Source organism: Acinetobacter sp. ANC_7503, assembly GCF_056780035.1.
On the sequence record NZ_JBWYJA010000001.1, the window covers coordinates 620,716 to 635,363 of the forward strand.

Here is a 14,648-nt window from a genome sequence, read left to right on the forward strand (position 1 = left end):
CAGGGGCTTATTTAAATATTTGGCGGAGATGACGGAAACTGAATTCGCTTGCTACATTTAAGCTTACTGATCAGTCCACAGTCTTATACATTAACTTATCTAAATAATCAGACCATGCTTGCATCATAACCGTACGTTCTTCTAAGTATTTTGTACGGTTGTATGCTCTTCCATGCATATCACGAACCTGATGAGCAAGTTGCTGTTCAATCCGTTCGATAGGAAACTTTAATACTTCATCTAATAGAGTTCTGGCAGTCGCTCTAAAGCCATGACCGGTCGTTTCACCATTTTCAAAACTATATTGCTTTAATCGTTTGTTAATAGTTGACTCGCTAATTGTTTTAGACTGATCTCGCATCGATACAAAGCAATACTCCGTATAACCTGTTATCTGGTGCAATTCTTTGAACAAGGTCATAACTTGATCTGACAAAGGAACAATATGCTGTAATGCCGTTTGATTCTTTGTCTTTGGAGGGGTGTATTTCCAAACTCGATTTTCAAAATCAATGTCTGCCCACTTCGCTCCTCTTAATTCTCCTGGACGCACAAAAACATGAGGTAATATTTTCACGGCATAATCTATCGCGATATCACCACGGCCAACACTATTATTAATATTCCTCAATAACTGTCCTAGCTTTTGCTCATCTGTGATCGCTGATCTATGCTTGGTTTTACCAACTTTTAAGATCCCACTAATTTGATCTGCCACGTTAAATTGACACAAGCCTAAAGCAATCGCATAACGGAAGACTTGGGATGCTTTGCTTCTCATGCGCTTTGCTGAATCTGTCTTACCCTGCTTTTCGTAAATACGACAAACTTCTAAAATTTGTGATGGAGTAATACTATCTATTGGATAATCCCCAATTGCAGAATACAACTTACCCCAAACAAATTGATTCCGTCGTTGAGTACTAGGCTCTAACTCCTCTGTCTCTCTATATTCATCTGCGATTAAAGCGAAAGTATTTTGGCCTAATTTAGCTTTTTCTTCATTTTTCTTCACATCCGCTGGATCTATATTTTGGGCGAGTAATTCTCGACATTCAGTTCTTTTTGCTCGTGCCTTTAGCAACGATACCTCTGGGTATGTTCCAAAAGAAATGCTATTACGTTTTTTAGTGATAGGGCGAGCATAGTCCCACCTCCAATATGAGTTACCATTCTTATCAATGATAAAAAACAATCCTTTACCATCGGCTAGTTTGATTTGAATATTGGTTGATAACTTTTTATGTGCATTTACAGCTGAACGAATCTGTGTATCTGTCAGATTTACAATTATTTTTGGCATTTTTACGGTAAGCCTTTGCAATAATTTTGAAATTACCGCAAAAATTACCGCAAAAAACTTAAATAACCTAAAACATGCTCGGACTATATCGGAAAAGATAAAGACATAAGTTGTTTATTTTTAATGATTTTCGTATTTATTCGGATGAGGTAAAACAGTGAAATGGTGCGCTCAGCGGGACTCGAACCCACGCCACAGGCTTCGGAGACCTGTACTCTATCCAGTTGAGCTATGAGCGCATTTTAGGAAGTGCGCACATCATAACAAAAAAAACTCTAAGGTAAAGCAACTATATATCTTTCCTATTTTTAGTGCTCATGCTTTATACAGCGTTTCAACATCAAAACAGAGAATTCTGATTACAAAGCTTGGTTTATTTTTCAAGATCACTCACAATATCTCAACTTTTCACCATTCGAGATATTCATGACTGATGCATTGACCTTAAGGGATTTGTCGAAGACCTATCGAAATGGTTTTCAAGCACTAAAAGGAATTAATTTAGATGTTCCAGAAGGTGAATTTTATGCACTTCTAGGCCCTAATGGTGCAGGTAAATCAACCACTATTGGCATCATCAGCTCTCTTACAAAAAAAACTGCAGGAACTGTCCAGATTTTTGGTCATAACCTCGATACACATCCTTCTCAAGCTAAACAATGCTTGGGTGTAGTCCCTCAAGAGTTTAACTTTGCGCAATTTGAAAAGACTTTCGATATTTTAGTCACACAAGCAGGTTATTACGGCATTCCAAAAAAAGTTGCTGAAACTCGTGCAGAGGAGTATCTGACCAAATTAGGTTTATGGGAAAAACGTTCTACTCAAGCACGTATGCTATCTGGGGGAATGAAACGCCGCCTTATGATTGCCCGAGCAATGATGCATGATCCGAAACTGTTAATTCTCGATGAACCGACTGCTGGTGTTGATATTGAACTACGTCGCTCGATGTGGGACTTCTTAACAGAAATGAATCAGAAAGGTACATCTATCATTCTCACAACACATTATTTAGAAGAAGCAGAAGTACTGTGTCGCAAAATTGCAATTATTGATCGTGGCGTCATTAAAGAAGACACCACCATGAAGAACTTCTTAAATCAATTAAATGAAGAATCTTTCATTTTTGATTTGGCTGAACCTATAGAACCGATACAACTTGACATTATTGGTGTGAAATTTAATTTGGTTGATCCTGTGACCTTAGAAATTACGCTGGATAAAGCACATAGCATGAATGATCTTTTTCAACTTCTAGAATCACAGAACATTCAAGTTCGAAGTATGCGTAATAAATCAAATCGTTTAGAAGAGTTATTCGTCAAAATGGTCGAAAAGAATCTTGATGGAGCTGCGCAATGAATTTTAACCAACTCGCTGTAGCTTTATATACGATTATCCATAAGGAAATTCGTAGATTTATGCGCATTTGGCCACAAACATTGTTACCACCAGCAATTACCATGTCACTGTATTTTGTGATTTTTGGAAATCTAGTCGGTTCAAGAATTGGGGAAATGGGTGGCTTTACCTACATGCAGTTCATTGTACCTGGTCTAATTATGATGGCTGTCATTACTAATAGTTATGCCAACGTTTCATCAAGCTTTTTTAGTTCTAAATTTCAAAAAAGTATTGAAGAACTGATCATGAGTCCAGTGCCTTTACATGCCGTACTTTGGGGTTATGTGCTTGGTGGTGTTGCTCGAGGCTTATTGGTTGCTATCATTGTGACTGCAATGAGTTCATTTTTTACTGACTTATATATTACCAACTGGTTCGTCACAATTTATACCGTCCTGATTACATCATTACTGTTTGCATTAGGTGGATTTATTAATGCTGTCTATGCAAAGTCATTTGATGATATTTCGATTATTCCCACTTTTGTTTTAACACCGTTGACCTATTTAGGTGGGGTGTTCTATGCAATTTCTGCATTAAGCCCATTTTGGCAAAATTTATCTTTAATTAACCCTGTCGTATATATGGTCAATGCATTCCGTTATGGGATCCTTGGTCATAGCGATGTAAATGTATCTATTTCTTTATTAGTAATCACAGCGTGTTGCGCCGTGCTATATGCGGTCGCTTATCACTTACTCTCCCGTGGTTCAGGAATGCGTGAATAATGAGCGTTGAACAATCTCTTTTAGGCAAAGACACCAACTATCCAACTGAATATCAACCTGAGGTGCTATTTCCAATTGCTCGCGCAGAAGCACGAGCGAAGTACGCACATGTAGACGGTATTCAACAAGGAATTGATTGGTGGCATATTTTTGAAATTTCTTGGTTGAATCTGTTAGGGATTCCTCAAGTTGCAATTGGTCGAATGCATCTTCCTGCTTCATCACCTTATCTCATCGAGTCCAAATCTCTTAAACTATATTTCAATAGTCTGAATTTTGCTAAATTTGAATCTCAAAATCAGTTTATTGAGACAGTCGAGCGTGATCTTTCTAAAGCAGCCAATGCAGAAGTCAGACTTGAATTATTCGATGTTGATCAGTTGAATATTGCCCAGCCTGAAGGAATATGCATCGACCATTATGAGCCTGAACGTCTTGAAAACCACCCTGATGCGAGCTTACTTAAACTCGATGCAGCGTCTTCCGAAGAAATCGTTGAAATTCAATTATATTCGCATTTATTAAGAAGTAACTGCCCAGTCACAGGTCAGCCTGATTGGGGCACAGTTTTTTTAAGATATCGTGGCAAAAAACCTTGTTATCGTTCAGTTTTAGCTTATATTATCTCCTATCGTCAGCATAATGGCTTTCACGAACAATGCGTTGAACAAATCTACGCAGATATTTGGGAAAACTTTAATCCTGAAAAGTTGATGGTATATGCGACTTATACACGCCGTGGTGGTTTAGACATTAACCCTTGTCGTGTATCGGACTTTGCATGGATGCCAAGCCCAATTCGATTGGCGCGACAATAAATTGAAGAATAGTTGAGGTTATACGATGTCATATTTTGGTTTTATTCCATCTGAATCTTTGTTAAAGAATATTCAAACTGGAATTGAGAAAAAAAATTCAAACGAACCACTTTACCCTTTGCGTGATCAAACTGCACTCGCTATTAATGATGAAATTATCGATGCAATTTTAGTTGAACTTGTACGTCGTTTCCCTGCAAGTGACAAACGAGAAACAGCTGAAAAACTTGCTGGTTATATTAAATCAACAGTATCGGTACTACTTAAACAGTTATTGGGTAAAGCACCAAATGACGTCGTGAGACAATCGATTGAATTCTCTGAAAAGAGTTTATTCAAAGATCCAGAGGGTAATTATCGTGTCGGTGCTCCATTACCTGCTGATCTAGTGACAAACTTAAAAAATAGCTTTGCAGAAGTACGTGCAGGCAATGATGTCAATCGTGCAGTTCTGTCTGAACAATACAAGCAATTCGGTGAAGCTGCAGTCCGTCACTTTATGAATGATTTTAACAAGACTTTAGATTTGGGTATGATTAAACGTAAGGCGTCTGATATCGCTTCTTCAGCGGTCATCAAAGCAGTTCATATTGCTATTGATAAGCTCATTCCTAACTTTACTAAAGAAGAATTGTTAGCTACAGCTGAATATCATGACACGCTATTTATTCAAGAATAAATCAGACTAATCAAAAACCTAGCTTCTGCTAGGTTTTTTTATGTTTTAAAAATAGTTCATCAATATTGAATAAATAAAAGGCATAATTCATCCATTTTTACACTTTTTATGTAGGTTTTTGTGAATCCATCACGACCTAATGTTATCTTAATAAACATTGCGATTAATCAAATGATGTTGAACTTTTAATCCTTATCAACACTTATACCTTTGCGTCTACCACCGATAATAATTGGATCTGCTGCTGTTATGTTATTTGAAAATTTTAATGTTAAATTACAACGTATTGGTTTAGCACTCAGTGCGTTTATGATCACAAGTTTTGTTCAAGCCAATGACTTCGCTCAACATCCTCAATATCAAAATTTTAAACTAAAAACGATGCAGACCTATGGTTTGAGTGCTGAGCAAGTTGACTGGGCCATGAATGGATCAAAAAACCTACCAAATATTATCAACATTATGAATCGCCCAGGAGAAAGCAAGCCTTGGTACGAATATAAAAAGAATTTTTTAGCAGAAAGTACAATTCAACGTGGTGTGCGTTTTAAAAATCAATATGCAGACACTTTAAATCGAGCAGAACAGCAGTTCGGTGTTCCCCAGTCCATCATTCTCGGTATTCTCGGCGTAGAGACAGGTTTTGGAGCAAATAAAGGTTCATTCATCACACGTGATGCACTAGCCACTTTAGGGTTTGGATATGAACGACGTGCACAATACTTTCAAGACGAATTAAGCGCTTTGATTGCATGGTCTTATAAGGACGGCATTCCAGCTAATTCAGTCGTTGGCTCTTATGCTGGTGCTGTGGGCTATCCTCAATTTATGCCAAGCAATATTCCGAAATTTGGTGTGGATTATGACGGTAATGGTCATATCGATCTCAGAAACTCTGCTGTAGATGCAATTGGTTCTATTGCAAATTATCTTGCTCAACATGGTTGGCAACGAGATCAACCGATTGCTTTTGCCGCACGCTACCAAGGAAATAATGCTGATGCCATCATAGCCAAAGACTTAACACAACCTACTCCATATGGTGCATTAAAAGTTCAAGGCATTAGCCCACTCAATCCTATTGTTAAAATAGATGACTTAGACATGGTCAATGTGATTCAACTACAAGAAAATTATGGACCAGCTTATTACCTTACATATCCTAATTTTCAAGTCATTACGACCTATAACCGTAGTCGAATGTATGCAACTGCACTGTGGCTTTTAGGGACTGAAATCGCGAGCAGATAATTATAAATCTACTTGTTTTCACAAAAGTCAATAAATATTTTTGTGATTAAGTTCACTATTTGCACATTTTACATATTTTGTTACACTATTGATTAATTTTTAACCATATTTTGTGATAATTTGTCGTTTTTGTAACTAAAGTGAAAATAAAGCTAGACACTTTTGTATCAGGATGAATATCATCCACTACCGTTAAATGCAGTTGCACAAGTAAATTTACAGACCATTTAGGTTAATTATCAGCAACTTAGATAATTAACTTAGGGTTCCAAGGAGTTAAACGATGCATGCTTCGCTGAAAATGTTATCAATATTAGGTATTAGTTTGGCTTTGACTCAAACTCATGCCGAGTTGGTTCAATCCTCTTATCTAAATAATGATGTTGACCAATCAAGTCTTGCTTCACGCGTGATTAGCAAAGACTCTACAAGTTTCAATTCGCACTTCTCGAATTTAAACAGTTTAGCAATTACTGAAAGTTCAGGTGATAAAATTCGTCGCGAAACAATCGCAGCGAAAATTCAAGTACCTGTTGAAGAGCCTTCAGTGATTGATAAACTTAATAATGTTGCTTCAAACACTGTTCGTCGTTTTAGTCAAACAGGAGTTGCTTCTTGGTACGGTCGTCAATTTCACGGTCGTAAAACTGCAAGTGGCGAGACATTTGATATGAATGCACTTACTGCAGCGCATCGTAGCCTACCGCTTAATTGCTATATTCGTGTAACGAATAAATCTAATGGTAAAAGCGTCGTTGTTAAAGTAAATGATCGCGGCCCATTTCATGGTAATCGTGTTGTAGATTTATCTTACGGTGCTGCGAAATCTCTTGGTATTACCAATGCTGGTACTGCGCGTGTCAGCATCGAACGTGTGGATGGTCCAAATTCTTAGGTTCTCATGATTCAGCGAAGCATTTAACGGCAAGCCACTCATTGAGTGGCTTTATTATTTTTAATTTTTTTTGATGTGACCAATATACAAAAAAGAATCTTGATTTATCATCTTATGTCATACTGTCGTTTATAGAATAAATAAAATTCAAATAATCAGTGAAGGAAATAGGATGAAGACAATTACAGAATGGTTAGATGAATATAGTGATAGCCATCAAAACCCAACCAATAAAACATTACACTGGATTTGCGTACCCACGATTCTATTCTCGATCATTGGCATACTCGCTCATTTCAGCGCATTACTGACTACCCTTTTACTGGTGTTAACACTCATCTTTTATGCAAGATTAGATCTTGTACTCGCGGTTGCAATGGCAGCGTTATTATTGGTCATGTCTTGGCTTATTATTTTTCTTCCATTCGGGAAAGGATTCTATATTGCTCTATTCGTTTTGGCTTGGATAGGTCAATTTTACGGGCACAAAATTGAAGGGAAAAAGCCATCTTTCTTTAAAGACCTCCAATTCCTTCTGATTGGCCCTCTATGGTGTATGGATGCCTACCTAGATAAGATACTACCCAATTGGAAATCACGCCAAATCAGCGCTTAAATTAGCAAATACAGCATGGGTTAAATTAGAATTTAATTTAGCCCGATGTTCATGCTCTAATTAAGTAATTTATGAGATAGAAAAACAGTAAAGTAAAAACTAAATTACTGATAACTTTTTGACTTATTAGCGCAAGCAGTACACAAAATATTGCTGCCCATAAATAGTGATTACTCGACATAACCCTTAATTCTGCTGCTTCATAAAATACAATCGGTACACATATTGCAGTCAACAAACATGGCGCAGAATATTTCAACATCTGTTTCAAAATTCTAGGAAGTGGCACATTTACCCTTGGCTCCAAGAATAAATATCGATTAATAAAGATCATGATCGACAACCCCAGCAAAAGCATCCAGCTCATTTTTAATCCCCTTCTGTTGTTTGCCATTTTTCAACTATCACACTGGCAAACATTCCACATAGACCAGAAATAATTAACGCTGCATTTACTTGGTAAGCCTCTAAAATTAAAGAAAAAATTATGGTAATCACAACACCAACAAGTATTGTAAGATTTTTTATCATTGGCACTATAATTAATATAAGCAGTGCAACGACTGAGAAATCAAGATGCAAATTTGATAAATTAGGAATGAAGTGAGCAAGCACAATCCCAAATAAACTAAATATCAGCCAAAAAATATAAAAACAAAGTCCTGCTCCAAATAAATATGCGAATGATCGTTGTGATTTATTTTTTACTCCAACCGCAAATAATTCATCCGTCAGCAGAAAGCCAAATACAATACGTTTAAATAGTGGAAATTTACTAACATCATTTCTAAAATTAAGCGCGTAAATTAAATGCTGACTCGTCAGAAAAAATATCGTCAGATAGATTGTCATCAGCGAAGCCTGCCCCGAAACCAATCCTAAGCTCACTAATTGTGCAGCACCAGCAAACATAAACAATGACATTGCAAAAGCTTGTATCGCATTCAATCCAGTCTGTATCGCCAAAGAGCCAGCCAATACCCCCCATGGCATGACTGCAATTGCCAACGGCATAATACCCAGCACACCATGTATAAAATTCTTTTTTGTATCACTCATCTTTTTCATCAATACATCTTAATCTGATTCACTTATCGATTATTATCATCTGATGAGTAATGATTGATCTTGAATAATATTGCGGCGCAAATTTAAGGAAAATTAATAGTTCAAAAGATATTGTCTAGGCGTTACACCTATTGCACTTTTAAAATGTCGATTTAAATGACTCTGATCAGAAAATCCAGTGAGTTGTGCAACCTCAGTTATTCGCACCCCCTGCTTAAGCAATTGTTTAGCTTTTTGAATTCTTCTTTGAACAAGCCAACTATGTGGAGGCAATCCCGTATGTTTTTTAAATTCACGTAATAAATGCCATGGGCTTGTATCTACATATGCAGACAACTCGTGTAGAGAATAGTCATGTTCAGGAAAACTACTCATAAGTTCTTTTATTAGTTCAACTTTTTTTCTCATTTCTGGTATGTTGATTGGACTCAATTTCGCCCGCCCATAGCAATAGATCAATCTGGCCAATGTCGTCAAATAGAGGCTTTCTTTAAGCAAAGTATCCTCGCCCTGCTCAAATAAATCGAATAAAAATACTAGTTGCCTCGCCAAACCCAAATCATGAATCACTGCATCCGAGAACCATGGGACTGCATTCTTGGTTGTAAAAAAATCTCGACTCAGATCTAATATCATTTCAGGTGTTGGGTAAATTGCTCGATATTTCCAACCAGTTTCCACAGCGGATGAACCAGTATGTATTTCATCAGCATTCACCAGAATAATATCGCCTTTAGGTGCGATATGAAGCTTTCCAGAGCGGTAAAAACTTTGTGCCCCATCTTCAATGACACCAATACAATAGCCCTCATGAGCATGTTTTGAAAATTGCTTACGTTGAAATTGAGCTTTTAATAATTCCAATCCGCCCAATTCTTTGAAATGAAGATAATTAGCAGACTCTTGCATCTTTTTTCTGGATATTACGCCTATAAAATTGCATAAAAACTATCACGCCTGCATTTTAAATCTAGAATGAAATTGCTCATCTCATATATTTATTTTTATAAAAATTATTGATAACTTCGACCCTGATGCTTTAACCAACCATCAATATGCAGTTTTTTAGGATCATGGTGAGTCCAATGAATTACACCACCCTTGTCGGTATATTCATATTCACCATAGAACTCGACGATATCCCCTTTTTGAATATTCTCAACACGTGGTGCCAAGTCTATATTATGAGCTACCAAAACTGTCTGACCATGATTAAGTTTTAAAATAAATTTCTGATGTCTAGATCCTTCATTATCATCATTTAATATTGCAACAACTTCTCCAGAAGCCCTAACTTGCACATCACTCATCTTTTTTTGAAAAAGTGTCGCTATTTTTGCGGCATCATCATTATCCGCAGAGGATAGTTCTCGTTGGTTAGCATCATTATATTGAGTACTTGCATCTGTAGGATTTAGTGCGTGCTCATTACTCTGTTTTAAATCCTGTTTTAAATCGACACCGAAATATGCTGCGACCAACACTGCAATTAACGCAACAATACTCATTTTTGATTTCTGAGACATATTGATCTCTAAGTTATATTTTTATTTCACCCTAAAGTTTATATCATTTAGACTCATCAAAAAAAAGAAAAAGCCCTTAAAGGGCTTTTTCTTTTTCAAAATAATTGATTCAATTATTTTGCAGCAGCTTGAGCAGCAGCAACTTCTTCAGCGAAAGAAAGTTCAGCTTTTTTCTCAATACCTTCACCCACTTCGAAACGTACGAATTGAGCAACAGTTGTACCTGTAGACTTAAGAACATCAGCAACTTTCTTGTCGTTGTCGATAACGTACATTTGACGCTCAAGAACAACTTCATTTAAGTATTTTTCAACTGAACCAGTTACCATTTTTTCAACGATATTCGCTGGTTTACCAGATTCAATTGCTTTTGCTTCAGCAATTTCTTTCTCTTTAGCGATTAACTCAGCAGAAACACCTTCAGCATTTACAGCAACTGGGTTGAACGCAGCAACGTGCATTGCGATACCTTTACCAGTAGCAGCATCACCAGCAAATGAAACTACAACACCGATTTTTAAACCGTGTTTGTAAACTGCAAGGTTTTCACCTTCAACGATTTGAGCACGACGAACTTGAATGTTTTCACCGATTTTTTGAACAAGCGCAATACGAGCTTCTTCTACAGTTGCACCATCTTCAAGTTTCAATTCAGCAATTTGAGCAGCATCAGTTACATTCGCAGCAAGCGCAGCAGCAGCAACTTTCGCAGAGAAACCAGCAAAGTTTTCGTCTTTAGCAACGAAGTCAGTCTGACAGTTTACTTCTAAAAGAATTGCTTTATTGCCTTCTTGAGCAATTGTAATCGCGCCATCAGCAGCAATGTTACCTGCTTTTTTAGCAGCTTTTGCTTGACCAGATTTACGAAGGTTGTCGATCGCTAACTCGATATCGCCACCAGCTTCTGTCAACGCTTTTTTACATTCCATCATTGCTAGACCAGTACGATCACGCAACTCTTTAACCATGCTTGCAGTAATAGCAGTCATGTTATTCTCCTAAATTCGGTCGAGATATGTATCTGTTAACAAAAACGGCCCAAATTAATCATCTGGGCCGTTTTGCTTGATTGATGCTTAAGATGCCACGATTACGTGTCGCAAAAATGACAAATCCGCATCAAATCGCATTAAGCCTCAGGAGCTTCTTTAGCAGCTTCTTCGCCTTTAGCTTGCGCATTAGCTTGAGTTTGAGCGTATTCTTTACCAGCAATAATCGCATCAGCCATCGCAGTAGCGTAAAGAGTTACAGCGCGGATCGCATCATCGTTACCAGGAATAACGAAATCAACGTTATCTGGGTTAGAGTTAGTATCAACGATACCGATTACTGGAATACCAAGGTTCTTAGCTTCTTTGATTGCAATCGCTTCGTGGTCAACGTCGATGATGAACAATGCGTCAGGTAAACCACCCATGTTCTTAACACCGCCAAGAGCACGTTCAAGTTTTTCCATTTCACGAGTACGCTCTAAAGCTTCACGTTTAGTAAGCTTAGCGAAAGTACCGTCAGTAGACTGAGTTTGAAGATCTTTAAGACGGTTGATTGATTGACGAAGAGTTTTCCAGTTCGTCAACATACCACCTAACCAACGGTGATCTACATATGGTTGACCAGCACGTTGAGCTTGTTCACGGATGATGTTAGAAGCAGCACGTTTAGTACCAACGAACAATACTTTGTTCTTTTTGCTTGCTAGGTTGTTAACAAAGTTCAATGCATCATTTAACGCAGGAACAGTGTGCTCAAGGTTGATGATGTGAATTTTGTTACGCGCACCAAAAATGTATTGACGCATTTTTGGGTTCCAGAAGCGAGTTTGGTGACCGAAGTGCGCACCAGCTTGAAGAAGGTCGCGCATGCTTACGTTGTAATCTGCCATTTTCTTTACCTTAAAAGTTTGGGTTAGGCCTCCATATGTCCGCATTCTCCACCCTTACGGGCACCCAGAGTAATGTGTCGACATATGTGCGGATTTTATTAACCAACATATCATCCGATTAAGTGAATCTATTCACGAAAAGCATTTGATAAATTGGGCGGCTATTTATACCATAGTCACACACAAATTTCCAAAAGTTTTTAAAGATCATGAACAGTACTTATGAAGCACCACGTCGTTTAATTAAATCTGCTGAAGATATCGAAAAGATGCGTGTGGCGGGACGACTAGCGGCAGAAGTTTTGGATATGATCAAACCGCATATCAAGCCTGGTGTGAGTACACTAGAATTGGATACGATTTGTCATGATTATATTGTGAATAAACAAGATGCCATTCCTGCTTGCCTAGGCTATGGTGCTGCGCCTGGCCGTCCTGCATTCCAGCATACGATTTGCACATCAGTAAACCATGTGGTTTGCCACGGTATTCCCTCTGAAAACAAAATCTTAAAGAAAGGTGACATCTTGAATATTGATGTCACAGTGATTAAAGATGGATTTCATGGTGATACCAACATGATGTACATCGTGGGTGGCGAGACTTCTATTCTTGCAGATCGCTTATGCAAAGTTGCACAAGAAGCAATGTATCGTGGTATTGCTACGGTAAAACCTGGTTCGACGATCGGTGATATTGGTCATGCGATTCAAAAATATGTTGAGTCAGAGCGTTTCAGTGTCGTTCGTGAATATTGTGGTCATGGTATTGGCACTGTTTTCCATGATGAACCTCAAGTGCTTCATTACGGTCAACCAAATTCAGGCATGGTTTTAGAAGAAGGTATGACATTTACAATTGAACCAATGGTCAATGCTGGTGTATGGCAAACTAAACTTCTTGGTGATAAATGGACAGTTGTAACGAAAGATCATAAATTATCTGCGCAATATGAACATACTGTTTTAGTCACTAAAACAGGTGTCGAGGTATTAACTGCTCGCCCTGAAGAGGATTTATCCCGATTTCAATAATTTTAGTTAATTAATAAAGTTAAAAAAGTCAGATCAATTTAAATTGATCTGACTTTTTATTTTGCTAAGTCACTCAATAAGAAATAAATTAACAAACAAACCTAACAAATGTTGGATTTTTAAAATTTAAATTCATGATTTTTAAAAATTTTTTATCACAAAAATGAGTAAAAACGCTTTTCAAACTGATTCATTTTATGTTTATATAACGCTTAAAGAATGTAAAACAACAACTAGCAACAAAATCGGACAGGGAGTCCAAAATGACGAAAAAAGCATTCTGGTGCATGGTCGTACCTATTGTTTTTGCATCTACAACTATTTATGCAGAATCATCATTTTTTAATCTGGATGAAACTGAAGGGTTTAAACGATATTCAATTTCAGTCGGACCATTACATGTTATGCCTCAAGGTAAAGCCAAGGCACCTAAAATTCGTACAGCAGTAAAAAATGGTGAAGTTGCAAAAAATGGTGATATTACACTTTCTACAGTTTTTGATAACTTAGATCCTGATAAAGAAAAAGAAAATCAAAGTATGCAAGCGCTTTTGAAGATCGTTGATGCTTTTAGTGATACTTATCCAGCCAGTCAAAGTGGAACTTCAACTGTAAGCGGCATTGAAAGTTGGAGTATGGATGGTTCTGGAATGACTGCAGATGATGTCACAACACTTGGCATCATGATCAATTACCATTTCAACGATAAGATCTCATTCGAGAGTAAAGCTGGATTCCCCCCAAAAGTAGATATTCAAGGTAAAGGTAAGATTACAGCACCATTTACAGCCGAAGCTAATTCAACACTTTTAGGTATACCTTTACCAACAATCTATCTTAAGAATGATCTGCCAATTACAGATCTTGAAAGTCATGGAAATTCTATTGCGACAGCTCGTGCATGGACCCCAATGTGGGAATTGCAGTACCATTTTGGACAGACTGGGATCAATAAATTTAGACCTTATGTTGGGCTTGGACTTATGGTCGCATACTTCAATGAATTAGAATTGAATCCAAGTCTTGAAAAAGACCTAATTGATTCAGGTCACATGATTGCCAATATGAAAAATGGACGCGGTGGCGATGCATTAATTAAAGGTAAAAAAAGTACAGCAAATCCCAAGGTTAAACTTGAGTCCGAATTGAGTTTTGCGCCAATAGCCACGCTTGGATTTACTTACGACTTCAATCAAAACTGGTTTGCAGTAGCCTCTATTAGTTATGCACACCTAACAGGTAAAACCACGATTGAAGTCAACGATGATAAACTTGGAACATTATTTTCATCGGAAGTTGATTTAGAAGTAAACCCGATTATTGGTTATGCTGGTGTAGGCTATCGCTTCTAAAACACTTGAGGCATATTGAAACCACACCCCAATATGCCCAATCCATCACTAACAAAGGAAAAATAAGACAATTAGTATACATTTTAAAATCT

16 protein-coding genes and 1 tRNA gene are annotated in these 14,648 nt (G+C 37.4%); 9 read left to right on the top strand and 8 right to left on the bottom strand.

Going from position 1 to position 14,648, the window contains the following annotated elements; all coding sequences use genetic code 11:
* Nucleotides 1-70: 70 nt before the first annotated feature.
* Both AC1M9M_RS03100 and AC1M9M_RS03105 read right to left on the bottom strand, forming a co-directional pair.
* Nucleotides 71-1,303: a tyrosine-type recombinase/integrase gene (locus AC1M9M_RS03100; RefSeq protein WP_481595578.1), complete on the bottom strand. Its 1,233-nt coding sequence runs from the start codon at nucleotides 1,301-1,303 to the stop codon at nucleotides 71-73.
* A gap of 163 nt (nucleotides 1,304-1,466) precedes the next feature.
* Nucleotides 1,467-1,542, bottom strand: a tRNA-Arg gene (locus AC1M9M_RS03105).
* A 187-nt stretch (nucleotides 1,543-1,729) separates the two neighbouring features.
* Here AC1M9M_RS03105 and AC1M9M_RS03110 point away from each other — a divergent pair.
* The 7 genes from AC1M9M_RS03110 (at nucleotide 1,730) to AC1M9M_RS03140 (ending at nucleotide 7,694) form a co-directional block, all read left to right on the top strand.
* Nucleotides 1,730-2,665 carry an ABC transporter ATP-binding protein gene (locus tag AC1M9M_RS03110; RefSeq protein WP_481595579.1) on the top strand — a complete coding sequence of 312 codons (936 nt, stop codon included), beginning with the start codon at nucleotides 1,730-1,732 and terminating at the stop codon, nucleotides 2,663-2,665.
* On the top strand, nucleotides 2,662-3,435 hold the full coding sequence (locus AC1M9M_RS03115) for an ABC transporter permease (RefSeq protein ID WP_481595580.1): 774 nt from the start codon (nucleotides 2,662-2,664) through the stop codon (nucleotides 3,433-3,435). The genes AC1M9M_RS03110 and AC1M9M_RS03115 overlap by 4 nt, the downstream gene beginning before the upstream one ends.
* Nucleotides 3,435-4,253: an NADPH-dependent 7-cyano-7-deazaguanine reductase QueF gene (gene queF / locus AC1M9M_RS03120; protein ID WP_481595581.1), complete on the top strand. Its 819-nt coding sequence runs from the start codon at nucleotides 3,435-3,437 to the stop codon at nucleotides 4,251-4,253. The genes AC1M9M_RS03115 and queF overlap by 1 nt, the downstream gene beginning before the upstream one ends.
* Nucleotides 4,254-4,278: 25 nt before the next feature.
* Nucleotides 4,279-4,932, top strand: a complete 654-nt coding sequence (locus AC1M9M_RS03125; protein WP_092766031.1) for a hypothetical protein — start codon at nucleotides 4,279-4,281, stop codon at nucleotides 4,930-4,932.
* Between the two features lie 309 nt (nucleotides 4,933-5,241).
* A complete protein-coding gene (mltB, locus tag AC1M9M_RS03130; RefSeq protein WP_416224309.1) occupies nucleotides 5,242-6,183 on the top strand; it encodes a lytic murein transglycosylase B in 942 nt (313 codons plus the stop codon).
* Nucleotides 6,184-6,466: 283 nt separating this feature from the next.
* A complete protein-coding gene (locus AC1M9M_RS03135; RefSeq protein ID WP_218947276.1) occupies nucleotides 6,467-7,078 on the top strand; it encodes a septal ring lytic transglycosylase RlpA family protein in 612 nt (203 codons plus the stop codon).
* A 172-nt stretch (nucleotides 7,079-7,250) separates the two neighbouring features.
* Nucleotides 7,251-7,694, top strand: a complete 444-nt coding sequence (locus AC1M9M_RS03140; RefSeq protein WP_481588475.1) for an Mpo1 family 2-hydroxy fatty acid dioxygenase — start codon at nucleotides 7,251-7,253, stop codon at nucleotides 7,692-7,694.
* A 49-nt stretch (nucleotides 7,695-7,743) separates the two neighbouring features.
* On the opposite strand, the gene AC1M9M_RS03145 is transcribed toward AC1M9M_RS03140, so the two are convergent.
* From AC1M9M_RS03145 to rpsB, 6 genes are all read right to left on the bottom strand, one after another.
* Entirely contained in the window at nucleotides 7,744-8,061 is a 318-nt protein-coding gene (locus AC1M9M_RS03145) for an AzlD domain-containing protein (protein WP_481595582.1), read from the bottom strand.
* Between the two features lie 2 nt (nucleotides 8,062-8,063).
* Complete coding sequence (locus AC1M9M_RS03150) at nucleotides 8,064-8,762, bottom strand: AzlC family ABC transporter permease (protein ID WP_481595583.1); 699 nt, start codon at nucleotides 8,760-8,762, stop codon at nucleotides 8,064-8,066.
* A 93-nt stretch (nucleotides 8,763-8,855) separates the two neighbouring features.
* Nucleotides 8,856-9,671 carry an AraC family transcriptional regulator gene (locus tag AC1M9M_RS03155; RefSeq protein ID WP_481595584.1) on the bottom strand — a complete coding sequence of 272 codons (816 nt, stop codon included), beginning with the start codon at nucleotides 9,669-9,671 and terminating at the stop codon, nucleotides 8,856-8,858.
* 104 nt (nucleotides 9,672-9,775) lie between these two features.
* Nucleotides 9,776-10,288, bottom strand: a complete 513-nt coding sequence (locus AC1M9M_RS03160; protein ID WP_481589746.1) for a DUF3465 domain-containing protein — start codon at nucleotides 10,286-10,288, stop codon at nucleotides 9,776-9,778.
* Between the two features lie 113 nt (nucleotides 10,289-10,401).
* The gene (tsf, locus tag AC1M9M_RS03165; RefSeq protein WP_035265686.1) at nucleotides 10,402-11,277 is read right to left on the bottom strand and encodes a translation elongation factor Ts; all 876 of its coding nucleotides are present in this window, start codon (nucleotides 11,275-11,277) and stop codon (nucleotides 10,402-10,404) included.
* Between the two features lie 140 nt (nucleotides 11,278-11,417).
* Nucleotides 11,418-12,170, bottom strand: a complete 753-nt coding sequence (rpsB, locus tag AC1M9M_RS03170; RefSeq protein WP_035265684.1) for a 30S ribosomal protein S2 — start codon at nucleotides 12,168-12,170, stop codon at nucleotides 11,418-11,420.
* A 209-nt stretch (nucleotides 12,171-12,379) separates the two neighbouring features.
* On the opposite strand from rpsB, the gene map reads away from it, so the two are divergent.
* Entirely contained in the window at nucleotides 12,380-13,204 is an 825-nt protein-coding gene (gene map, locus AC1M9M_RS03175) for a type I methionyl aminopeptidase (protein WP_035265682.1), read from the top strand.
* A gap of 263 nt (nucleotides 13,205-13,467) precedes the next feature.
* Entirely contained in the window at nucleotides 13,468-14,556 is a 1,089-nt protein-coding gene (locus tag AC1M9M_RS03180) for an OmpW/AlkL family protein (protein WP_481595585.1), read from the top strand.
* Nucleotides 14,557-14,648 lie beyond the last annotated feature (92 nt).

Bases quoted from the DNA above. Each gene is read 5' to 3' on its own strand.
- AC1M9M_RS03100 (WP_481595578.1), bottom strand. From the start codon at position 1,303: ATGCCAAAAATAATTGTAAATCTGACAGATACACAGATTCGTTCAGCT.
- AC1M9M_RS03110 (WP_481595579.1), top strand. From the start codon at position 1,730: ATGACTGATGCATTGACCTTAAGGGATTTGTCGAAGACCTATCGAAAT.
- AC1M9M_RS03115 (WP_481595580.1), top strand. From the start codon at position 2,662: ATGAATTTTAACCAACTCGCTGTAGCTTTATATACGATTATCCATAAG.
- queF (WP_481595581.1), top strand. From the start codon at position 3,435: ATGAGCGTTGAACAATCTCTTTTAGGCAAAGACACCAACTATCCAACT.
- AC1M9M_RS03125 (WP_092766031.1), top strand. From the start codon at position 4,279: ATGTCATATTTTGGTTTTATTCCATCTGAATCTTTGTTAAAGAATATT.
- mltB (WP_416224309.1), top strand. From the start codon at position 5,242: ATGATCACAAGTTTTGTTCAAGCCAATGACTTCGCTCAACATCCTCAA.
- AC1M9M_RS03135 (WP_218947276.1), top strand. From the start codon at position 6,467: ATGCATGCTTCGCTGAAAATGTTATCAATATTAGGTATTAGTTTGGCT.
- AC1M9M_RS03140 (WP_481588475.1), top strand. From the start codon at position 7,251: ATGAAGACAATTACAGAATGGTTAGATGAATATAGTGATAGCCATCAA.
- AC1M9M_RS03145 (WP_481595582.1), bottom strand. From the start codon at position 8,061: ATGAGCTGGATGCTTTTGCTGGGGTTGTCGATCATGATCTTTATTAAT.
- AC1M9M_RS03150 (WP_481595583.1), bottom strand. From the start codon at position 8,762: ATGAAAAAGATGAGTGATACAAAAAAGAATTTTATACATGGTGTGCTG.
- AC1M9M_RS03155 (WP_481595584.1), bottom strand. From the start codon at position 9,671: ATGCAAGAGTCTGCTAATTATCTTCATTTCAAAGAATTGGGCGGATTG.
- AC1M9M_RS03160 (WP_481589746.1), bottom strand. From the start codon at position 10,288: ATGTCTCAGAAATCAAAAATGAGTATTGTTGCGTTAATTGCAGTGTTG.
- tsf (WP_035265686.1), bottom strand. From the start codon at position 11,277: ATGACTGCTATTACTGCAAGCATGGTTAAAGAGTTGCGTGATCGTACT.
- rpsB (WP_035265684.1), bottom strand. From the start codon at position 12,170: ATGGCAGATTACAACGTAAGCATGCGCGACCTTCTTCAAGCTGGTGCG.
- map (WP_035265682.1), top strand. From the start codon at position 12,380: ATGAACAGTACTTATGAAGCACCACGTCGTTTAATTAAATCTGCTGAA.
- AC1M9M_RS03180 (WP_481595585.1), top strand. From the start codon at position 13,468: ATGACGAAAAAAGCATTCTGGTGCATGGTCGTACCTATTGTTTTTGCA.